Origin of the sequence: Pseudomonas citronellolis, from assembly GCF_001586155.1 — a bacterium.
GTDB lineage: Bacteria > Pseudomonadota > Gammaproteobacteria > Pseudomonadales > Pseudomonadaceae > Pseudomonas > Pseudomonas citronellolis.
The window spans coordinates 2286011-2305645 of the sequence record NZ_CP014158.1 but is presented as its reverse complement, the minus strand read 5'-3'; the positions used below and the strand labels follow the sequence as shown (position 1 = coordinate 2305645).

General features: G+C 65.8%; 23 protein-coding genes and 2 pseudogenes. 16 read left to right on the top strand and 9 right to left on the bottom strand.

The annotated features are described in order from the left end of the window. Positions 1 to 54: 54 nt before the first annotated feature. The 4 genes and pseudogenes from PcP3B5_RS30570 to PcP3B5_RS10485 all read left to right on the top strand — a co-directional run bounded on the left by PcP3B5_RS30570 (position 55) and on the right by PcP3B5_RS10485 (position 3288). The gene (locus PcP3B5_RS30570; RefSeq protein WP_082816284.1) at positions 55 to 1101 is read left to right on the top strand and encodes a lipase family protein; all 1047 of its coding nucleotides are present in this window, start codon (positions 55 to 57) and stop codon (positions 1099 to 1101) included. A 510-nt stretch (positions 1102 to 1611) separates the two neighbouring features. After that, positions 1612 to 2295 (top strand): annotated as a pseudogene (locus PcP3B5_RS10490) (PAS domain-containing protein); the annotation flags it as partial. Positions 2296 to 2397: 102 nt separating this feature from the next. Continuing rightward, positions 2398 to 2595, top strand: a pseudogene (locus PcP3B5_RS32375) (methyl-accepting chemotaxis protein); the annotation flags it as partial. 417 nt (positions 2596 to 3012) lie between these two features. Then, positions 3013 to 3288 (top strand): hypothetical protein, encoded by a 276-nt coding sequence (locus PcP3B5_RS10485; protein WP_061561207.1) that lies wholly within the window; start codon positions 3013 to 3015, stop codon positions 3286 to 3288. Positions 3289 to 3352: 64 nt separating this feature from the next. Here the strand turns inward: PcP3B5_RS10485 and PcP3B5_RS10480 are convergent, their stop codons facing one another. Together PcP3B5_RS10480 and PcP3B5_RS32535 are read right to left on the bottom strand one after the other, a co-directional pair. After that, a complete protein-coding gene (locus tag PcP3B5_RS10480) occupies positions 3353 to 4012 on the bottom strand; it encodes a glutathione S-transferase family protein (RefSeq protein WP_061561206.1) in 660 nt (219 codons plus the stop codon). A 298-nt stretch (positions 4013 to 4310) separates the two neighbouring features. Further along, entirely contained in the window at positions 4311 to 4385 is a 75-nt protein-coding gene (locus tag PcP3B5_RS32535) for a hypothetical protein (RefSeq protein WP_371263857.1), read from the bottom strand. Here PcP3B5_RS32535 and PcP3B5_RS10475 point away from each other — a divergent pair. From PcP3B5_RS10475 to PcP3B5_RS10445, 7 genes are all read left to right on the top strand, one after another. After that, positions 4366 to 4989, top strand: coding sequence for a hypothetical protein (locus tag PcP3B5_RS10475; protein WP_009618994.1), 624 nt, complete (start codon positions 4366 to 4368; stop codon positions 4987 to 4989). The two genes, PcP3B5_RS32535 and PcP3B5_RS10475, sit on opposite strands and share 20 nt — an antisense overlap. A 28-nt stretch (positions 4990 to 5017) precedes the next feature. After that, positions 5018 to 5725, top strand: coding sequence for a peptidoglycan-binding domain-containing protein (locus tag PcP3B5_RS32115; RefSeq protein ID WP_051878371.1), 708 nt, complete (start codon positions 5018 to 5020; stop codon positions 5723 to 5725). A 14-nt stretch (positions 5726 to 5739) separates the two neighbouring features. Next, positions 5740 to 7356 (top strand): lipase family protein, encoded by a 1617-nt coding sequence (locus PcP3B5_RS10465; protein ID WP_203228545.1) that lies wholly within the window; start codon positions 5740 to 5742, stop codon positions 7354 to 7356. An 80-nt stretch (positions 7357 to 7436) separates the two neighbouring features. Next, a complete protein-coding gene (locus tag PcP3B5_RS10460; RefSeq protein ID WP_058489028.1) occupies positions 7437 to 8273 on the top strand; it encodes an AraC family transcriptional regulator in 837 nt (278 codons plus the stop codon). A 51-nt stretch (positions 8274 to 8324) separates the two neighbouring features. Further along, positions 8325 to 8930: a LysE family translocator gene (locus tag PcP3B5_RS10455; RefSeq protein ID WP_061561205.1), complete on the top strand. Its 606-nt coding sequence runs from the start codon at positions 8325 to 8327 to the stop codon at positions 8928 to 8930. Between the two features lie 135 nt (positions 8931 to 9065). Continuing rightward, positions 9066 to 9305: an AbrB/MazE/SpoVT family DNA-binding domain-containing protein gene (locus PcP3B5_RS10450; RefSeq protein WP_061561204.1), complete on the top strand. Its 240-nt coding sequence runs from the start codon at positions 9066 to 9068 to the stop codon at positions 9303 to 9305. Between the two features lie 41 nt (positions 9306 to 9346). Continuing rightward, complete coding sequence (locus tag PcP3B5_RS10445; RefSeq protein WP_237143082.1) at positions 9347 to 9655, top strand: type II toxin-antitoxin system PemK/MazF family toxin; 309 nt, start codon at positions 9347 to 9349, stop codon at positions 9653 to 9655. A 942-nt stretch (positions 9656 to 10597) separates the two neighbouring features. Here the strand turns inward: PcP3B5_RS10445 and PcP3B5_RS10440 are convergent. The 3 genes from PcP3B5_RS10440 to PcP3B5_RS10430 form a co-directional block, all read right to left on the bottom strand. Continuing rightward, positions 10598 to 11407, bottom strand: coding sequence for a class I SAM-dependent methyltransferase (locus PcP3B5_RS10440; RefSeq protein ID WP_061561202.1), 810 nt, complete (start codon positions 11405 to 11407; stop codon positions 10598 to 10600). A gap of 91 nt (positions 11408 to 11498) precedes the next feature. Next, positions 11499 to 12092, bottom strand: a complete 594-nt coding sequence (gene pmrG / locus PcP3B5_RS10435) for a lipopolysaccharide core heptose(II)-phosphate phosphatase PmrG (RefSeq protein ID WP_061561201.1) — start codon at positions 12090 to 12092, stop codon at positions 11499 to 11501. Positions 12093 to 12329: 237 nt separating this feature from the next. Beyond that, positions 12330 to 12758, bottom strand: a complete 429-nt coding sequence (locus PcP3B5_RS10430; protein WP_145923872.1) for a hypothetical protein — start codon at positions 12756 to 12758, stop codon at positions 12330 to 12332. A gap of 423 nt (positions 12759 to 13181) precedes the next feature. Between PcP3B5_RS10430 and PcP3B5_RS10425 the strand changes: the two genes are divergently transcribed. Further along, positions 13182 to 13532 (top strand): hypothetical protein, encoded by a 351-nt coding sequence (locus PcP3B5_RS10425; RefSeq protein WP_058070122.1) that lies wholly within the window; start codon positions 13182 to 13184, stop codon positions 13530 to 13532. Between the two features lie 21 nt (positions 13533 to 13553). Here PcP3B5_RS10425 and ddlA read toward each other — a convergent pair whose 3' ends face one another. From ddlA to PcP3B5_RS10405, 4 genes are all read right to left on the bottom strand, one after another. Next, complete coding sequence (ddlA, locus tag PcP3B5_RS10420; protein ID WP_061561199.1) at positions 13554 to 14648, bottom strand: D-alanine--D-alanine ligase; 1095 nt, start codon at positions 14646 to 14648, stop codon at positions 13554 to 13556. 539 nt (positions 14649 to 15187) lie between these two features. Then, positions 15188 to 16012: an aldo/keto reductase gene (locus PcP3B5_RS10415; RefSeq protein ID WP_061561198.1), complete on the bottom strand. Its 825-nt coding sequence runs from the start codon at positions 16010 to 16012 to the stop codon at positions 15188 to 15190. Positions 16013 to 16030: 18 nt separating this feature from the next. After that, positions 16031 to 16444, bottom strand: coding sequence for a VOC family protein (locus PcP3B5_RS10410; protein ID WP_061561197.1), 414 nt, complete (start codon positions 16442 to 16444; stop codon positions 16031 to 16033). Positions 16445 to 16493: 49 nt separating this feature from the next. Next, on the bottom strand, positions 16494 to 17042 hold the full coding sequence (locus PcP3B5_RS10405) for a histidine phosphatase family protein (protein ID WP_043315082.1): 549 nt from the start codon (positions 17040 to 17042) through the stop codon (positions 16494 to 16496). 194 nt (positions 17043 to 17236) lie between these two features. On the opposite strand from PcP3B5_RS10405, the gene PcP3B5_RS10400 reads away from it, so the two are divergent. The 4 genes from PcP3B5_RS10400 (at position 17237) to PcP3B5_RS10385 (ending at position 19627) form a co-directional block, all read left to right on the top strand. After that, positions 17237 to 17452: a CbtB domain-containing protein gene (locus PcP3B5_RS10400; protein WP_061561196.1), complete on the top strand. Its 216-nt coding sequence runs from the start codon at positions 17237 to 17239 to the stop codon at positions 17450 to 17452. Positions 17453 to 17496: 44 nt separating this feature from the next. Beyond that, the gene (locus PcP3B5_RS10395; protein ID WP_237143103.1) at positions 17497 to 18228 is read left to right on the top strand and encodes a CbtA family protein; all 732 of its coding nucleotides are present in this window, start codon (positions 17497 to 17499) and stop codon (positions 18226 to 18228) included. A 270-nt stretch (positions 18229 to 18498) separates the two neighbouring features. After that, positions 18499 to 19032 carry a Csu type fimbrial protein gene (locus tag PcP3B5_RS10390; protein ID WP_009618970.1) on the top strand — a complete coding sequence of 178 codons (534 nt, stop codon included), beginning with the start codon at positions 18499 to 18501 and terminating at the stop codon, positions 19030 to 19032. Positions 19033 to 19081: 49 nt separating this feature from the next. Continuing rightward, positions 19082 to 19627, top strand: coding sequence for a Csu type fimbrial protein (locus tag PcP3B5_RS10385; protein ID WP_061561194.1), 546 nt, complete (start codon positions 19082 to 19084; stop codon positions 19625 to 19627). The last annotated feature ends 8 nt before the right edge of the window (positions 19628 to 19635 follow it).

The following is a 19635-nucleotide window of genomic DNA, read 5'->3' as shown; positions in this document are numbered from 1 at the left end:
CTTATATATTATCATGATGACACTCAATTAATATTAATTTTAGAGAATTTAAGAATGAGAACAACTAGGAAGTCCGCGCTGAGTCTGCTATGTATCGCGCTAGTTGGATGCAGTGTTTTATTTCAAAAGAACGATACCGTATTAATTAGAAACCCGGAGGCGACTGAGTATAAAAAAGGAGATTTTGTTGATACTGCAAAAAATTATTGGCAGTACACAGCCCTAGCGGCAAATTCCTACCTCCTCAACTGGCCAACCTATAAAGATAAAATTATCAAAGCCAATACAAACTCCATTAATAGAGATATAAAAGTTCGCTTTTCAAAATCCTGCCGCGAGAATACCGAAGAGCTAATTCCTACCCCGGACTGGTATGCCTGGCCTGATTTCCCACCTCCCAAAGTACTAGAAAAGGCAGATACTCCGAAACTATTCTTTAGTGTCTGGGAGCACCGAACAGGTCAGGAGAACGACCATGTCTCTGAAGTAGCCATAGTGTTCCGTGGAACTGAAGCTGATCAACTTGAAGATTGGCTCTCAAACGCCAGATGGTTTATCCCTAAATGGCTAAAAAATGAAGACCAGTATGGTATTACTAGGGACTATGTAGCAAAAGCCTTCGAGGCTGAGGTCCGGAATCGTATTAAGCAAGGTAGACTACCACCAAATGTCACTATTATTGCCCTTGGCCACTCACTCGGTGGCGGGCTTGCACAACAGTTCGCCTATGCCCTGCCGCAAAATCCATTAGATCCAATTCGAGTCAAAAGAGTTATCGCGTTCAATTCATCTCCCGTTACAGGCTGGAACGGCACTGCCAACCCTCCTCGGGATGAGAATGCCAAAGGACTGGAGATCGATCGGATATTCGAGCATGGAGAAGTGCTCGCCTACATCCGACTGCCAATCAATATTTTTGTGCCACCGAATAGACGGAGCTCTATAGTTAAAGATATTCGCTTCAACTTGAAAGAGATCCCAAGTGGTATTGGAAACCATGTCAGCCGTTTTTTCGCGTGCAGACTAGCTGAAATTGCGGGCGCAACAAACGGCGTAATCCATACTGAGAACTGGAATGAACCGATGTTATTGGACGAGTAGACCAATTTTTAATTTTTTGATCCATCACAAAGTAACCCCCCATTTCAAGCTGGATGCCTGTTATGCCGCCCCGCCCAATCACTATTTATTGATTTTTAAATAAACTAGAATTTAATAGATTTCGCTTTCCTTTTTGCATGCACTAACCTCTCACTCTCCCTCGCGCGTTACCTAATCGCCCATTTTCTGTAGACGCACAATGACTGCTTCTAACTGATTGCTCCCCCCGTAAGCGACCAGTCCAAGTCAGAAGCAGCCGCTCACGAACAGCTAATTAAAGTTACTGCGATATCGATGGCTGGGCCAACACACAGGCCAATCATGAAGCTTGCCAGTTCCTAAACCAGAATCAGCACCTCGCTCAGAAAGGCCAAGTGATGCCAGACAAAGCCCTCCCCCTCGCGCGCTCCCCAAAATACCCCCTCCCCCCTCCCTCGCCACCCCATTTACATATAAGATATGACTTCATACTAATTTGACATCACCGCAAGCGGCGAGGAGTGGCGAGGCATGTGGTTCGCAAAGGGAGCGAAGGAACTGGCGGATGAGGTGGGTGAGCTGTGCCGGCAGTGGCTGGCGGGGAATTGGCGTGGCCCGGCCGAGTATGCCGCGCTGAGCCGCCATCGCGAGCTTGCGCTGGCTCTGCAGGACGTTCAGAGCCATTGGCAGGAAGACCGCGCCACCCTCGCACGCCTGGCGGAACGTCACGACCGCGTCGATGAAACCCAGCTGCAGGAACTACAGGCCGCACTCAACTTGCGCGAGCAACAGCAGGCCGAAGCCGAGCAGGCGCTGAAGCGTGCCGAGGAGTGGGCTGCCGCGGTCGAAGCGGAGCGGGCGCGGCTGCTGGAGGAGCAGCAGGTGTGGGAGTTGACCAAGCAGACGCTGACCGAGGGTTGCTGGGACCTCAGCGTGGTCGATGGCAACCCCGATCATCCCGACAACGTGATTCGCTGGTCGGATCAGTTCCGTTCGTTGATCGGCTACAACCGCCAGGAGTTTCCCGATGGCTGGGACAGCTATTTCGCCATCACCCAACCCGAGGACCAGCAGCGGGTGATGCAGGCTTTCGGCGAGATGATGGCCGACCCCACCGGGCAGCGCATTTATGTCGTCGAGTACCGCATGCGCCACAAGACCCGCGGCGACCTATGGTTCCGCGAGCGCGGGCGTTGCCTGCGCGATGCCAATGGCGTGCTGTTGCGGGTGACCGGCGCTACCCGGGAAATCACCGATGAGAAGGCCGCGCAGGCCCTGCGCGAGCGGGAGCAGGTGAGCATCCAGAACACCTACGCCGAGATTTCGCAGATGGCGGGCGTGATCAAGGGCATTGCCGAGCAGACCAACCTGCTGGCCTTGAACGCGGCCATCGAGGCGGCGCGGGCGGGTGAGCAGGGCCGCGGCTTCGCCGTGGTGGCCGACGAGGTGCGCAACCTGGCCAAGCGCACCCAGGACTCGGTGCTGCACATCCAGTCGATGCTCAACAAGCAGCAGGGCCAGGGCTGACCTCAGCGAAATCGGCCCCTGCCCCATCCGAAATCTCCCACCCACATTCGCCCTTGTGAGCCTACAAACCCCGTCGATAGATTCCGTTCCTGCCACGGTCAATCCCGTGGTCCGGATCGCAGTCCGGCGATAACCAACGTGCACGAAGCGCCGACGCACCTTGCACAGGCGCTTTTTCTTGCCTGCTGTTATGTGCAGCCATGGCGAGCCGTGCGGGGCAGGCTTCGGCCTGGCCGGTCTTTACGTTGGTTAACCGGTACTGCGACCCCGCACGGTCCGCCGCCCTTTCCGGGCGGGCGGCTCCTTCCTCCGAAACAGGAGCAACGGAAATGCCTAAACACCCACTGTTCGTTGTACGTGCCTTGCTGTCCTCCCTCCCCTTCGCCTCCATCCCGGAGGTGCGTCATGCCTGATCGCAAGCTGGTACCGCTGCAATCCCAGGCCTTCGATGGCGTGCTGTATGTCGACCTTTCCGCCCCTGCGGAGCATCTCTACGACGTGGCCGAGCGCCGGCTGAACGCGCTGGAGGACCTGCTGCGGGTGCTGGAGGTGCACGAAGGCCACGATGTGCTGGTCCATGAAACAGCGCGGGTCGCCTCCGCCCTGGTGCCGCTGGTGGGCGAGGCCCGGCAGTTGTACGAGCTGGCGCGCAAGCGCGCACTGGCCCCCGTCAACGCGTAACCCCGCTCCACTGCCTGACCAGGCCGGCGCCCGTGCCAACGGGGCCGGCCTTTTTCGTGCGGGTTCAGTCGCGGTCGGGCGCGCCCAGCGGGAACAGCGGGCGGTAGGGCCGGGCCTCGTCCACCGCCCTGGCGAACGAGGGGCGTGCCAGCAGGCGGGCGCGGTAGGCGCGCAGGGTCGGGTAGGTTTCGCCGATGGGGTGCGTCCAGTCGGCGTAGAACAGCGAGGGCGCGGCCGCGCAGTCGGCCAGGGTGAAGGCTTCGCCCGCGGCCCAGGTGCGGCCCGGCAGTTGGCCTTCCAGCCAGGCGTAGGCGCGTTCGAGCTTTTCCACCGCGTCGGCCAGGGCTTCCTGGCGCTTGGTCGCATCGCCCGTCAGCGCGCCGCCCACGGCGTGTTGCACCGGCGTCATCACGTGCAGGTCGAAGAAGCGGTCGAGAAAGCGCACGTCCAGCGCCGCCAGCGGGTCGTCCGGCAGCCAGCGCACGGGGCCGCCGTGGGTGAGCTGCAGGTATTCGATGATGATGCTGCTCTCGGCGAGGCTGCGCTCGCCGTCCAGCAAGAGCGGGAACTTGCCCAGCGGCCATAGCCGCAACCACTGCGCCGCGTGCTGCGGCGTATCGGGGCCGATGCAGCGGAATTCGAAGGGCGTCTGGTTCTCGTACAGCGCCATCAGCACCTTCTGGGTGTACGAGGAAAACGGGTGACCGTAGAGCACGAGCGCCATGGCGGACCGCCTGTTTGCTGTGGGTGTGCCAGCGGCAAGTGGTAGCACAGCCTGCCGGGGGCTGCACTCCAACCGACCGGCGACGCGTTGTCCAGTGGTCGCTTTTTATTATCGACAATGTATGTAAATTCCTGGCGCCTTATATTCGGCAGAGGTTCAAAAGACCACGGAAACTGTCACCTGGAATTTACAATTCCAATAACAAAATCAAATAAGAATTTCCTACATGATTTCATTCCAAGATTATCGAAAAATACTCTGCGGGCGCCTTGGACAGGTAGGCGAACGACAGCTAGCTTCAGCTTGAACGCCGCAGTCCTGGCACCCTCCACCATCCACAGGGAAGTACGAAGATGGCCTTCGATCGCTTCAATTCCCGTATTGCAATCACCCTCGGCCAATTCACTTTATTGAAACGCGCCGACCTGTTATTCGACCGTTATAGCGAGCCCTATATAGTTTCCCTCGCCATCGATACTTCGAATATCCAGCAGGGTGCCCTTACTTTCAATTACATGCCCTTCCCGAAAGTTCGCCAGGGCTCGACGGTGAGCATGCTCGGCGACGGCCATCTGCTGTATGGCCCGGCCAACCCCGGCGAGTACGTCGCGCTGTCGTTGCTGATGATGGAATCCGACCGCGACCTGCGCGAGGCGGGCGAGCGCATCCGCGACGTGGTCGGCAGCAAAGCCGCCGACCTGGGACTCAAGGCGGTGATGCTGGCCAACCCTGGCTCCGCCGCCGTGGTCGCCTTGCTCAAGGAACTGACCGCCTTCACCGCCGGGCGCCTGGCCAGCGATGGCGACGACGAGCTGTTCCGCACCGAGGGCGCCTTCCTGCGCGACCAGCCCAACCCCTACCACATCAACCGCAGCTACCGGCAGGGCAACGACTTCATCGACCTGGAGTTGCGCATCCTCCCGCTCGACGCCCCCAACGGCGAAGGCGCCACCCCGCAGACGGTGGAACTCGCCTGAGCCCTGCCCCATTACCGAGGAACGCACCATGGTCACCGGACTGGATCTGTACACGCTCGCCGCCACGAAAAAGAACCAGAAGTACGCCAACGTGCTGGTCCCCAAGGACAACCCCAACTGGAACGGCCCCTGGGATTGCGCGGAATTCGTGTCCTGGGTGGCCTACCAGAAGCTGAAGAAGCTCTACGGCTGCGTGAACAACCAGGGCAACCCGGCGACCACCGAGGCCTATTCCGGCGCCTGGGTGCATGACGCCAGCAACGGCACCCTCATCCCCACCAACGAGGCCGACGCCATGCTCACCGCCGGCGTGGTGCTGGTGCGCAAGCCGCCGCTGCCTGGGCACATGGGCCACGTCGCCATCACCGACGGCGCCGGCAAGACCATGGAGGCCGCCGGCACCGGCCTGGGCGTGCGCGCCGGCAATGTCACCGGGCGCGTCTGGGACTATTACTGCCGCCTGCCCGGTGTGAGCTACAGCAGCAACCCGGGCACGCCCAGGCTCAAGCCGCCGCCCTCGGTCATCCGCCTGGAGCAGCCGAACGTGAAAGGGCCGAAGGTGACGGAAATCCAGCAGGCGCTGAAGGCGGCCGGCTTCGACCCCGGCAAGATCGATGGCGCCTACGGCCCGCACACCACCGCGGCCGTGGCCGCCTTCCAGACCACCCACCGCCTGGTCGCCGATGGCGTCGTCGGCCCGGCCACCGCGCGCGCACTGAAGATCCAGTGGCCCTGAGCAGGAGACCGAGCATGGAACAGCAACCGATGAAGGCACCCTTCTACCCGATCATCTACGTGCGCGGCTACGCCATGAGCCGCGGCGAAATCGACGAGACCACCGCCGACCCCTTCTGCGGCTTCAACCTGGGCTCCACGGTGATGCGCGCGGTGGCCACCGCGGGCGCGCCGCCGCGCAAGTTCGTCTTCGAATCGCCGGTGATCCGCCTGGCCAGCCAGTTCGGCTACGGCGACGTGTACGAGGACGGCTATGACGTCCTCGACCCCAACTGGCTGACGCAGAAGAACAACAAGCTGGCCGCCCGCTCCATCGTCATCTACCGCTACTACGACCCGGCCTCCACGCTGCTGGGCGTCGGCAAGACGCCGAGCATGGAGCAGTTCGCCCAGGGCCTGAACGACCTGATCCTGCACCTGCGCGACCTGGCCTTCGCCAACCCGGCCAACGAGCTGGCGAAGAAGGAAGACTTCCGCTGCCACCTGGTGGCGCACTCCATGGGCGGCCTGGTGTGCCGCACCTTCCTGCAGAACCCGGCCTGCGGCTCGCCGGAGGCACGCGCGGCGGTGGACAAGTTCTTCACCTACGCCACGCCGCACAACGGCATCGACGTCGCAGGCCTCAATGTCCCGGCCTTTTCGCTACCGTTCGACATCGACAACTTCAACCGTGACAAGCGCATGCGCGACTACCTGCGCCTGCCCAAGCTGCCGAAGGGCTACGACAAGGTCGACCTGCTGCCCGAAAGCGCCCTGCCCTCCAGCCGCGTGTTCTGCATGGTGGGCACCAACCGCAGCGACTACGAGGTGGCCGCGGGCCTGTCGCGCACCTTCGTCGGCCACGGCAGCGACGGCCTGGTGCGCATCGAGAACGCCACGCTGCACGGCCTGAACGCCGACGGCACGCTCGGCGAGGAATGCGCCAAGGCATTCGCCTACCGCGCGCATTCCGGCTTCTTCGGCATCGTCAACAGCGAGGAGAGTTTCCAGAACCTGGTGCGCTTCCTGTTCGGCAACGTGCGCGTCGACATCTGGCTGGACATCGACGAGCTGCGCCTGCCCAAGGAGGTGCTCGACGCCGCCAAGGGCGACCCGGTCAACGCGCTCTACCAGATCGAGCTGCTGGCCTCGCCGCGCAGCAAGCCCTGGTACCTGTCGCGGCGTACGGCGGAGGAGGACTCCGCGGCCTGCCTAACCCAGGCGCAGTGGAAGCCGGGCACGCAGTTGTACCTGTCCAGCGTGTTCCTCGCCGAGTTCGGCAAGGTCGACCCCGAACTGCCCGGCCTGGCCTACAGCCTCACCCTCGGCGTGCGGGTGCCGGACTACGAGATCGACAAGCGCTTCTGGCCCAACAGCCACTACGAAGGCAGCTACCTGTACCGCGACACCGTGATCATCCAGCTGGAGCGCCCCACCGACGGCAGTGACCAGTGGACCATCCGCTACGCCTGGCAGAACACCGGGATGAACACCGCGACCATCCCGCTGCAGGCCAAGGAGCTGGACGGCAGTGGCATCCAGGTGTTGCTGCCGATCGACAGCGATGTCCACGGCAACCCCGACGCCGCCGCCATCAAGGGGCAGGTGCGGTTGATGGTCTCGACCTGGAATCCGGAGGGCACCTGGCCCTGACGGCCGGCTGCACAAATCTTCCAGACGCCGCCCGGGCGCGCGGTATCCTGAACGACTCGCGGGCGCGGCGGAGGCGCGGCATGCACAGCGACAACTGGATCGACCTGGCGCAGGATGCCGACACCGGCATCGAGACGCTGCGCGCCCATTTCAAGGGGCATGCCTACGATCCGCACTGGCACGACGCCTACCTGATCGGCTTCACCGAAACCGGTGTGCAGCAGTTCCGCTGCCGCCAGGCGCGCAACGTCAGCACGCCGGGCAAGGTGTTCTTCCTCGAACCCGGGGAGATCCACGATGGCGATGCGCCCACTGCCGGCGGTTTCACCTATCGCATGCTCTATCTCGACCCGCAGTGGCTGGAGCGCGAGGTGGGCGCGCTGTTCGAGGAGGCCCCGGCCGATTGCCAGTTGAGCGTGCCCCAGGTGCTGTTCGACGACGCGCGCATGGCCGCCGCCATCGATGCCGCCTTCCAGGCCGTGCACGGCCAGGACCTGCGCATCGTGCGCCAGGCAGCCCTCGACGAATTGCTCGGCGGCCTCACCCAGCGCCTGCACTGGCGCAAGCGCATCGACGACCACCCGCGCCTGCCGCTGGTGGCCCTGCGCGCCCGGGACTACCTGCACGCCAACCTGATGCAGGACATCGACCTCGACGACCTGGCCCGCGCCGCCGGCTGCGACCGCTTCCGCCTCAGCCGCGCGTTCAAGGAGGCCTTCGGCCTGCCGCCGCACGCCTACCTGATCCAGCTGCGCCTGGCCCGCGCACGCCAGTTGCTGGGCCGCGGCCTGGCTCCGGCACAGGTTGCGGCCGACCTCGGTTTCGCCGACCAGAGCCATCTGGGGCGCTGGTTCCGCCGCGCCTATGGCGTTACCCCGGCGTACTACCGGCAGCGCTGCTCAAAGCTTCCAGACTGACGGCCGGGCCGCGGCGAGGATAGCGGCTCCACGTCCCACGGAGCCCCCGCCATGATCCAGGCCCTGCAGCAATGGCTGCCCTTCCTGCTGTTCGCTTTCGTCGCCGCCATCACCCCCGGGCCGACCAACCTGCTGATCTTCAGCAACAGCGCCCGCCACGGCTGGAGCGCGGCGCTGCCCATCGTCTTCGGCGGCTGCGGCGGCGCGGCGCTGGTGGTGCTGGCGGTGGGCAGCGGCCTGGGCGAGCTGCTCGCCGGGCGGCCGCAGGTGCAGGGCATCATGGCCGCCGCCGGGGTGCTGTGGCTGACCTGGCTGGCCTGGCAGATCTGGAGCAGCCCGCCGCCTGGCCTGGAAAGCGCCGTGCCGGCACGGCGTGTCGGCCTGCTGGATGCGGCGCTGTTGCAGTTGGTGAACCCGAAGAACTGGACGGTGGCCCTGGCGGTGATCGGCGTCTATGCCGGCCAGGGCGACGACCGCCTGTTGCGCATCCAGTTGATGTCGCTGTTGTTCTTCATGGTTGGCGTGCCTTGCCTGAGCGCCTGGGCCGGGCTCGGCGCCGGCAGTGCGCGGTTGTTGCGCTCGCCGCGGGCGCTGCAGCGGTTGAATCGGGGGTTGGCGGTGCTTCTGGTGCTGTCGGCGTGGGCGGGGGTTTTGTAGGAGGGGTGGAGCGGAGCGTTCGATCCATCCCGGAAAGATGCCGCCCCTGAACAGACAGGCTTCGAGACGAGTGGTTTTATAAAAATAAAACTCGACGAGTTATACTTCTGTAAAACCCCAACAGGAGGCATGTCCATGACCACGCTTGCCCTGCGCAAATCCGGGGGGTCCCTGATCATTTCGGTTCCCTCGGCCTTCGTCGCCCAGAACAAACTGCACGCCGGCAGTCAGGTTGAGTGCAACATCGTTGAGGGGGCCCTGGTGATCAAGCCGATAACGCGCCCGAGCCTGGCCCAGCTGATCGCCGAAACGCCCAAAGACTCGCTCGCCCCGGACTGGGACAGCATGCCGGCCGTAGGCGCGGAACAATGGTGAGGCGTCCGCCGAGCGTTCCCGACCGCGGTGAGATCTGGCACTTGCAGTTCGATCCCTCGACGGGCCGTGAAATGATCGGCGACCACTTTTGCCTGGTCCTGTCGAAACGCGAATTTAATGAAATAGGCCTGGCCCTGGTCTGCCCCATCTCGCAAGGCGCATCCAATGTGGCGCGCAACCAGGGCTTCCTTGTCACCCTGATGGGCGAAGGCACCGACACCCAGGGCAATGTCCACAGCCACCAGGTGCGGACGCTGGACTGGAGGGCGCGCCGAGCCGCATTCAAGGAAAAGGCTCCCGATTCCGTCACCAACTACGTGCTTTCGCTGGTCGGGGCGATCCTGGAGTAGTCCCCGGCTCCAGTAGGCCCGCTGCGCGAAAGGTGCTGACCTGCCGACACTCTCGACGTGGGCGGGGGTTGAGCGCGGCCTGCGGTTTGTGGCCTGAAGAGCCCTTTCCCTTCAGGGAGAGGGCTGGGGTGAGGGGAAAGCCCGAGCTCCAATGTCATTCCCATTGTAGGAGCGCGCCCTGCGCGCGAATCGCGGGCAGGGCCCGCTCCTACAGGTGTGGGGGAGTGCTGTGCCTCGCGGAGAGCGTAGGGGAATGGCATCGAGCGAGCAGGCGGCGGCCCCCTCACCCTAACCCTCTCCCGGAGGGAGAGGGGACCGTTCGGCGTGCACGGGTGTTTTCGGCGTTAGCCGGCAACTACGGGATTCCCAACTGACTCCATCTCCCTTCTCGGCACGGGCTAGCCCCCTCTCCCTCCGGGAGAGGGCTGGAGTGAGGGGAAAGCCCGAGCGCCGATGTTATTCCCACTGTAGGAGCGCGCCCTGCGCGCGAATCGCGGGCAAGGCCCGCTCCGGTTCCGGGAAGCACTGCTCTTCGTAGGATGGGTTGAGCTTGCGATACCCATGCTGCCGTGGTGATGGGTATCGCTTCGCTCAACGCCATCCTACGAAAAGCACCTCGGCACAAGACAGTTGCTCCATACCGGTGCGCATGGCTTCTTGTAGGAGCGAATCGAGCGAGCAGGCCTGTGGCCCCCTCACCCTAACCCTCTCCCGGAGGGAGAGGGGACCGTTCGGCGTGCGCGGGTGTTTCGGCGTTAGCCGGCTGGTACAGGGATTGCCGGCTGGAACCAGGCTGCCTCTCGGCACGGACTAGCCCAGTAGGATGGGTTGAGCGAAGCGATACCCATCACCCTGGCCCGATGGGTTTCGCAAGCTCAACCCATCCTACGAAAAGCCTCTCGCCGCAGCCGCCAGACAGGCCGCGTATGACCGTGAACGGCCCTACCAGCGATAACGCAGCAACCGACCGATACGGCCCAGGGTGGGCCAGCGCTGCATCAGTTGCACGAATGCGCGGGACGACCAGGCCATCCGCCGGCATTCCTCGGGGGTGTAGGTGAGGCGCTCCTCGACCAGTTGCAGGCCCGGCACCAGCGCCTCCAGCTCCCTGGGCTCGTCCAGTGCCCAGTGCACCCGGGCGCCGCGTGCCCAGAACGGCAGGAACAGCCCCAGCATGCGGATGCCGAAGCGGTTGTAGCCGTCGAAGATCAGCTCGCCCTGGGGGAAGCGCGCCAGCAGGCCGCGCAGCAATGCGCTCACCTCAGCTTCGCGCAGGTAGGGCATCAGGCCTTCGGCGACGATCAGCAGCGGGCGGCCGGTGGGCAGCGCGTCGAGCCAGGACGGGTCGCCCATGGCGCCGGGCAGCAGGGTGCAACCTTCGCGTGCCGGGTATACCTCGCTGCGCAGCGCCAGCACGTCCGGGTAGTCCACTTCGAACCAGGCCACGCTGGGCGGCGGGTCCAGGCGGAACACCCGGCTGTCCAGGCCGCAGCCCAGGTGCGCCACGCAGGCGTCGGGGTGGGCGGCGAGGAATTCGGCGGCCCAACGATCGAGCTTCCAGGCGCGCAGGGCGATGCCGACGTAGCTGCTGCGGCCCAGGCGGAAGCGCGCGAAGTCGTAGTCCAGGCGCGCCAGCGCGGCGGCCGCGAAGCGGTCCTGCAGCAGCGAATCGGGCAGGCGGCTTTCCATGGCCTTGGCGTAGAAGGTGATCAGCAGGGTTTCCTTGACCCCGCCGAGCTGGACGCGTGGCATTGGCGGCTCCCGGGGCGGACGACGGCACCGCCCTCCCCCGCAAGCCTAGGACCGCTTCCGCCGATGCCGCAAGCGCAGCGGCGCCGCCGGCTCAGCGCAGTTGCAGGCGGGCCCAGTCCCGCGGGGCGATCTCGCCGGCCAGTTGCAGGCCGCCGCGGGCGTCGCTGAACAGCACCAGCGAGGTGCCGTAGCCGGGGGTTTCCAGGTCCCGGTGGCTGAGCGCCTGGGCCAGTTGCTCCATGCATTCGCTGTGGGTGACCAGGATCAGGTTGCGGTGGCTGGCCTTGTGTTCCAGCACGTGGTTGAGCAGGTTGCCGGTGCAGTCGGCGACCCAGGCCTGGCCCAGGGTGCCGTCGCCGAACATCAGGCTGGCGGTCTGCAGAGTGCGCGTCAGCGGGCTGGCGTAGACGTCGGCGTTGTCCAGGCCGAAGCGGCTGCGGTAGTCGTCGCCCAGGGCCGTGGCCAGCGCCCCGCCGCGCACCGTGATGCCGTCCTCGGCGCCCAGGCAGGGGGCGTCGGAACGGTCGCAGCGCTCGGCGTGGCGCACCAGCACCACCACCTCGCCCAGGCGCCAGTGGCGGGCCAGGTCGTCCTCGCCCGGCAGCGGCGGGCGCTGCGCCGCGACGCTGGCCGCGCCGCACAGGGCCACGGCCAGCAGGCCGAGCAGCCCACAGGCCAGGGCCATTACCCGTCCGGATGGACGCCGCCAGGTTTCCGGAATCTGCCTCACTTCGCCACAGGCCTCACGCTCGATGGTTCGGAACGCACCCGGCACGCTGCCGGATGCTGGCCGCCATCCTGCACGGGCGAAGGTGAAAACTCCGCGAGGCGAATGTGAGGATTTCGTTGAGCGCCGGCCGCCGCTCGGGAGGCCGACGCTCCGCAGGGCCAGGGCCGTCGGCGGGCCCTGGCCGGGCGGGGGTCAGTCGCTGATGCCCTGGATGTCGTTGAAGGTGGACAGCAGGGTGTTCAGCGAGTCCAGGCTGCGGTCCTTGTCCGGGGACTTGGCGTGCAGTTCCCGCACCGCGCCTTCGACCGCCGCGTTGGCGGCCTTCCAGTCCTCCGGGCTCTTGCGCTTGAGCTCGGCGGCGGCGGCGCGCCACTTGGCCTGCAGGGCGTCGACCTTGGCCCGGGCGGTGGCGAAGTCGTCGGCGCCCACCGCGTCGAGCGACTCCTCGGCCAGGCGGCCGTATTCGCTGAGGTCGCCCAGCGGGCCCTGCTGGTCGTCGGCCTCCATGCCGCTGGGCGGTGCGGCGTCCTCGGCCCAGGCCGGGTTGTGTGCGACCGGAACAACAGCAACCAGCAGCGCCGCCAGCGCTGCCGCCAATACCGTCCGCGAGGAAGAACTCATCGTCTGGCTCCTTAGGCTGGCCAATGTGACTTCGAGGAGTGTAGAGGCTGGACGGTCAAATTTGCAGCCACTAGGCATGGCCTCGGTAAACCGGGAACGCCATCGAGAAAACCCTCATCAAGGAATTTCCCTACAGCACATAACGCTCAGCTCCCACGAGCCGGATCGATAGTCTTCCCGCCGTCATGGCGTTTGCCATGACAGGGTGTCGCAACCCAAAGGTCCTTCAGCACAGCAGCAGCATTCAAAGCAAAGGCGCCACGTGCGCCTAGCGTTTGCCTTGGTCATGGCTGGCCGTGCAGGGCAGGCTTCCGCCTGGCCGGATTCTCCTTGGACCTCCGGTTTGCGACCCCTGCACGGCTCGCCGCCCTCCGTGTCGCAACGGAAGCGGCGGGTTCCATCCGGTCCAAGGAGCGTAAGGAAATGCACCAGTTCCCTTCCAAGCCCGCGCCCCTCCGCGCGAAGAACGCCCGCCCGGGCATTCAAGAGCCTTTCAGGATTCGTGAGTTCAAACCCCTTCCGGAAAGCTCGCAGGCCTTCTCCGAAGTGCTTTACATCGACACGCTGGCTCCCTCGACGCAGTTGCTCGACACCGCCCTGCAGCGCCTGCGGGCGCTCGGCGGCGTACTCGACCTGCTGGAGGAGCACCCCGCCGCCAGTGCCTCGCAGTGGGACCTGGCGCGCTGGAGCGCGACGTTGCGCATGCTCCACGCCGACACCCAGGCACTGGTCGAGGCTGCGCACCAGCGCACCCACGAGGAGCGCCCGGAGTAACCGGCCCCCGCCGCGCCCGCCTCAGCGGCTGGTCTGCAGGCGGCGGCGCGCGGCGTGGCGTTCCAGGGCCAGGTCGATCAACCGGCTGACCAGTTCGCTGTAGCTCATGCCGGCGGCCTGCCAGAGCTTGGGGTACATGCTGATGCGGGTGAAGCCGGGCAGCGAGTTGAGTTCGTTGACCAGCACCTGGCCATCGCCGGTGAGGAACACATCGACCCGCGCCAGGCCCGAGCAGCCCAGCACCTGGAAGGCTTCCACGGCGAGCTGGCGGATGCGCTCGCAGGCCGCGGCATCGATGTCCGCCGGCACCACCACCCGGGCGGCGTCTTCGTCGATGTACTTGCTGTCGTAGGAATAGAAGCCCCCACGCACCACGATCTCGCCGCAGCCGCTGGCGATGGGCTCGTCGTTGCCGAGCACCGCGCACTCGATCTCGCGGCCGTTCACCGCGGCCTCCACCAGCACCTTGTCGTCGAAGGCCAGGGCCTCTTGCACGGCGGCGACGTAGCCGGCCTCGTCCTCGACCTTGCTCACGCCCACCGAGGAACCCAGGTTGGCCGGCTTGACGAACAGCGGCAGACCCAGTTGACGCTGCGCCTCGGCGAAGGGCGTGCGCGCGGCGGTGGCGCGGGTCAGGGTGATGAAGGGGGTGATGGCGATGCCGGCGTCGCGCAGCAGGCGCTTGCTCACGTCCTTGTCCATGCAGATGGCCGAGCCGAGCACGTCGGCGCCGACGAAGGGGATGTCGGCCATGCGCAGCAGGCCCTGCAGGCAGCCGTCCTCGCCCTGGGTGCCGTGGACGATGGGGAAGATCACGTCGACGTGGTCGAGCAACTGCCGGCTACCGGTTTCCACCAGTTGCCGCTCGGCCTTGCCAGGCACCACGGCCAGCTCGCGGTTGGAGCGATTGAGCGCGATCAGCGCCGGGTTCTCCTGGTTGAGCAGGTAGTCGGAGGCGTCGTTCAGGTGCCAGCGGCCGTCCTTGTCGATGCCGATCAGCACCGGCTCGAACCGCGAGCGGTCCAGGGCATCGACTATGTTCTTCGCCGACTGCAGCGATACCTCGTGCTCCGCCGAACGCCCACCGAAAATCACCCCGACACGCAACTTGCCCATGACTGCCTCCAGCTTGCTGATGGGCGCTTCTTATCATGGCGGGGGGGATTTTTACAGGAGCGGTGGTCGGGTGAGAGAGCTTGCGGAGGGTGCCTACCGGGTACCTGGGTGCTCGGGCTTGGCTCCGCTCCCTCTCCCTAACCCTCTCCCTGAAGGGAGAGGGGACCGTTTGGAGTGCGTGGGTATTCCTGAGTCAGCCGGCAGCACCGAAGGTTTCCGGCTGGAACCATTCCTCCTCTCGGCACGGACAAGCCCCCTCTCCCTTCAGGGCGGGGCGCGCAGCCGAGGGCTGGGGAGAGGGCGCTCTTGAACACAGCACCTACGCCGCCGGCAAACACCATTCGCGAGCAAACTCGCTTACGAAAAGCCGAAAGCTGAAAGCTGAAAGCTGAAAGCTGAAAGCTGAAAGCTGAAAGCTGAAAGCCAGAAAGCCAGAAAGCCAGAAAGCCAGAAAGCCAGAAAGCCAGAAAGCCAGAAAGCCAGAAAGCCAGAAAGCCAAAAGCACGGACAGCCGGAAAAGCCGAAAAGCCAGCCCAGCCTCAAACCACCGCCAGATGCATCTTCCGCCTTGGCGGCGGGAAAGCCGCGTCCAGCTTCGCCAGGTCCTCCCCATCCAGCCGCAGCTGCAGCGCCGCCGCATTGTCGCGGACATGCACAGCCTCCACCGCCTTGGGAATGGCGATCACCCCCTGCTGGCGGATCAGCCATGCCAGGGCCACCCGCGCCGGAGTGGCGCCGTGGCGTTCGGCCACTTCGCGCAGGCTGGCATCGCGCAGCAGGCGGCCGCCCTGGCCCACCGGGCAGTAGGCCATCAGCGGCATGCGCTGTTCCTGGCACCAGGGCAGCAGGTCCCATTCGATGCCGCGTTCTTCCAGGCTGTATTGCACCTGGTTGGTGGCGCAGTGCAGGGCGCCCAGCTCCCGCATGTCGTCGAGGTCGAAGTTGGAGACGCCCCAGCGGCGGATCTTGCCGTCCTGGCGCAGGCGTTCGAAGGCCTCGACGGTTTCCTCCAGTGGGTACTGGCCGCGCCAGTGCAGCAGGTAGAGGTCCAGGCAGTCGGTGCCCAGGCGCTTCAGGCTGCGCTCGCAGGCCGCCGGCACGCCGCGGGCGCTGGCGTTGTGCGGGTAGACCTTGCTGACCAGGAAGACCTGCTCGCGCAGGCCGCGGATGGCTTCGCCGACCACCTCTTCCGAGCCGCCCTCGCCGTACATCTCGGCGGTGTCGATCAGCGTCAGGCCCAGCTCGATGCCTTCGCGCAGGGCCGCCACCTCGCGCTTGCGCGCCGCCCTGTCCTCGCCCAGCCGCCAGGTGCCCTGGCCGATGGCCGCAACCCGCGCGCCATCGGCGAATACCACCTCTTTCATGCCTTGCTCCTTCTTCGTTCAATGCCAGGGGTCGTAGGTGCCGAAGCTCCACACGTGGCCCTCGGGGTCGCGGCAGGTGAAGCCCTGGCCGCCGTAGTCCTCGTCGCGGATGTCGATGACCATCCGCGCGCCGGCGTCCAGCGCGCGGCGGTACAGGGCCTCGGCGTCGGGCACCAGCAGGTACAGGCTCTGGGTGCAGCCGCCGACGTCCTCGGGCCGGCGCATCAGCCGGCCGTACTCGTTGTCCACCGCCGAGCCCAGCATCAGCATGCCGCTGCCGTCGGGCAGGCACAGCTGGGCATGGGCTACGCCGCCTTCGCCGTCGTCCACCACCAGTTGGCGGACGAAGCCGAAGGTGTCGCACAGCCAGTGGATGGCCGCCGGCGCGTCGCGGTAGCGCAGGCAGGGGATCAGGCGGGGATGGCTGGCCATGGCGGTCTCCTCGTGGCGCTGGGGCCCACACAGCATAGACCGCGGCCCGTCACAGGCGCAGGCGCCAGCGGCCGTTGCGGACCAGGCGCAGCACGCCCAGCGGTTCGACGTCGATGGCGTTGAACGCCGCCGCATCGGCCCGCAGCACGTGCAGCGCGGCGGCGCGCAGCACCGCGGGATGGCTGACGACGATGAAGTGGCCATCCTCGTCGAAGGCGTCGAGCCAGGCGCCCACGCGCTCGCACAGCTGCACCTGGGATTCGCCGCCGTGGGGCGCGGCGGCGGGGTCCGTCAGCCAGGCGGCCAGGTCCTGCGCTGCCGTGGCCTGAAGGGCCTCCAGGCTTTGCCCGCGCCAGGCGCCGTAGTCGCAGTCGCGCAGGGCTTCCACCAGCTGCGGCTCGGCGCCCCAGGCGGCGGCGGTCTGCCGGGCGCGCAGCTCGGGGGCGCAGAGCACCCGGCGCGGCGCCTTGAGCCCGGCGCGACGCTCGGCCAGGCGTTCGTCCTGGCCCGGCTCCAATGGCTCGTCGGCCTGGGCGAAGCAGCCCTGGCGCTGGGCGGCGGTGCGCCCGTGGCAGACGAAGCTCAGGCGGCTCGGCATCGAATTCTCTCCCATTCGCAGGCGCCGGGGTTTACACTGCCCGACGCTCTCGTAGCACTTTGTTACTTGGAAGGAAGCCGGTGAAAACCCGGCACGGTCGCGCCACTGTATTCGGTCCCGGCACCGAGAGTCAGACCCTTCCCCACAAAACGAACCGCCAACCGTTTCAGGACGCGCAATCCTAGGAGGTTTCCATGGCTCATTCAGCCACCCACGCCGATACCGGCGTATCGCTCCCCGTCATCCCGCTTTCCGAGCTGCTGCCCTGGGCCATCTTCGGCGGCCTGCTGCTGCTCCTGGCGCTGTACTTCGTCGGCGCCGAACAGGGCGCCACCTCGATGTTCAAGGGCATGTACGTGCACGAATTCGTCCACGACGGCCGCCACCTGCTGGGCTTCCCCTGCCACTGACCCGGGGACTCCCTGACATGACTGGAAAACTCCTGCTGCGCGGGATGCTCGTCGGCGTCCTGGCGGGCCTGATCGTCTTCGCATTCGCCTTCGTCTTCGGCGAGCCCCAGGTGGACCGCGCCATCGCCTTCGAAGAACAGATGTCGGCCCTGCACGAGGCCGAGGAAGCCACCAGCGGCGGCGCCACCCACGACCACGAGGAAGAGCTGGTCAGCCGCGAGGTCCAGGCCAGCTTCGGCCTGCTCACCGGCGTGGTGGTCTACGGCGCCGCCATGGGCGGGCTGTTCGCCCTGGTGTTCGCCTACGGCCTGGGCCGCACCGGGCGCCTGAGCCCGCGCGCGCTGAGCGCCCTGCTGGCCCTGGCGGCCTTCGTCACCCTGTACTTGGTGCCGAGCCTGAAGTACCCGGCCAACCCGCCGTCGGTGGGCGACCCGGAGAGCATCCGCCAGCGCACCGCGCTGTTCTTCCTGATGATCGCGCTGTCCATCGCCGCCGCCGTCATCTCGCTGAACCTGGGCCGCCGCCTGCTCGCCGAGCACGGCGCCTGGACCGGCGCCGTCGCCGGCATCGCCGTGTACCTGGGCATCTGCGCCGTCGCCGGCCTGCTGTTCCCGGCCGTGCGCGAAGTGCCGGCGGACTTCCCGGCCGACCTGCTGTGGCAGTTCCGCCTGGTGTCCCTGGGCATCCAGGCGATCCTCTGGAGCACCGTCGGGCTGGTGTTCGGCTGGTGGATCGAATCCCGGCCGCTGAGTCAATCGCTCATAGGAAAGGCCTGACCGCCTCCGGCCAGCCATTTTCCGCCGCGGGTCCCGTCATCGGGACCCGCTTTCCTACCCCGCCATCTCCCCGCTTTTTCCAGACACCCTCCCCCATCGGCACTGTAGACAAAGCCGTCGATTCTTGAGGCCTGCAAGGCCTACATCGGCCTACAAAAAACACCTGCTCGATCTGGCGAATAAGCCTACGAACCCAGCAGCAGTTTCAGATAGTTCGACTTGGTCATTCCTGGGGAAAATTTCCGCAATTCCCTTAGCGAGGCCAAGACCATGCCGCATCACAAGCTCAAGTACGTCCTAGCCACCGCCTTCGCCCTGCCCCTGAGCCAGGCCGCGGCGGACATCAAGGGCCAGGTGGGTGTCGTCCTGGAGGTTTCCAAAGGCTGCCAGGTGACCCAGGGCAGCGCCTCCAGCGAAGGCATCCTCAACTTCGGTACGCTCAACTTCCCCCGGACCAGCCCGACCTGGACCCGCGCGCTCAAGGCACGCCTGGCCGGCCCGGACGGCAACAGCCTTCAGGTCACCTGCGACCCGGTCACCACTTTCTTCAATGTCATCATCGACGGCGGCCTGCGCGGTGACCGCTCACTGCTCAACGGCAGCGGCACCGACACGGTCAGCTACTTGCTGTACCGGGACTCCGCCGGCAAGAGCCCCTATGTCATCAACAGAGGGGCAACCTTCAGGGTTCCCGCCGACGGCAAGGCCGTGGATGTGCCGATCTACGGCACCATCGCACCGAACGCCAACGCCAAGGGCAGCGGCGTCTACAGGGACACGCTGACCCTCACGCTGGAATTCTGAGGCCGCTGCCGCAATCGCCCAGGGCGAAACCGGCCGGTCCTTCCCCGCCATGACGCGTCCTCACCTGCTGCCCCGCGCCGCGGCGACCGGGCTGGCCCTGCTGCTCGCCAGCCTGCTGCAGGCGCCGGGCAGCGATGCCGCCACCCGGGCCGGCTTCCGCGTCTCCGCCAGCGTTACCCAGGGCTGCCTGGTCAACCATGCGCCGCCCGGCAACGGCGGCAACCTGGGCAGCCTCGGCCGCTTGGACTTCGGCCGCCATCCGGCCACTTCCACGGCCAGGATCGGCGCCCAGCTGACGCCCAATGGCGCCATCACCCTCGCCTGCACCCCCGGCATCGCCCTGCGCATGACGGTCGATGGCGGCCAGCACGCCACCGGCGGCCTGCGCCACCTTGGCGCGGGCAACGCGCGGCTGGCCTATCGCCTGTACGCCGATGCCGGCCTCAGCCGGGAAATCCCCATCGGCGGCAACCTGAGCATCGACTACGGCAACCCCGACGACATCCGCCTGCCGATCCATGCCGCCCTCCAGTTGCCCGGCAACCAGTCCGCCGGGCGTTACCAGGACCGGCTCACCGTGACCCTGTCATGGTGAGCGCGCCA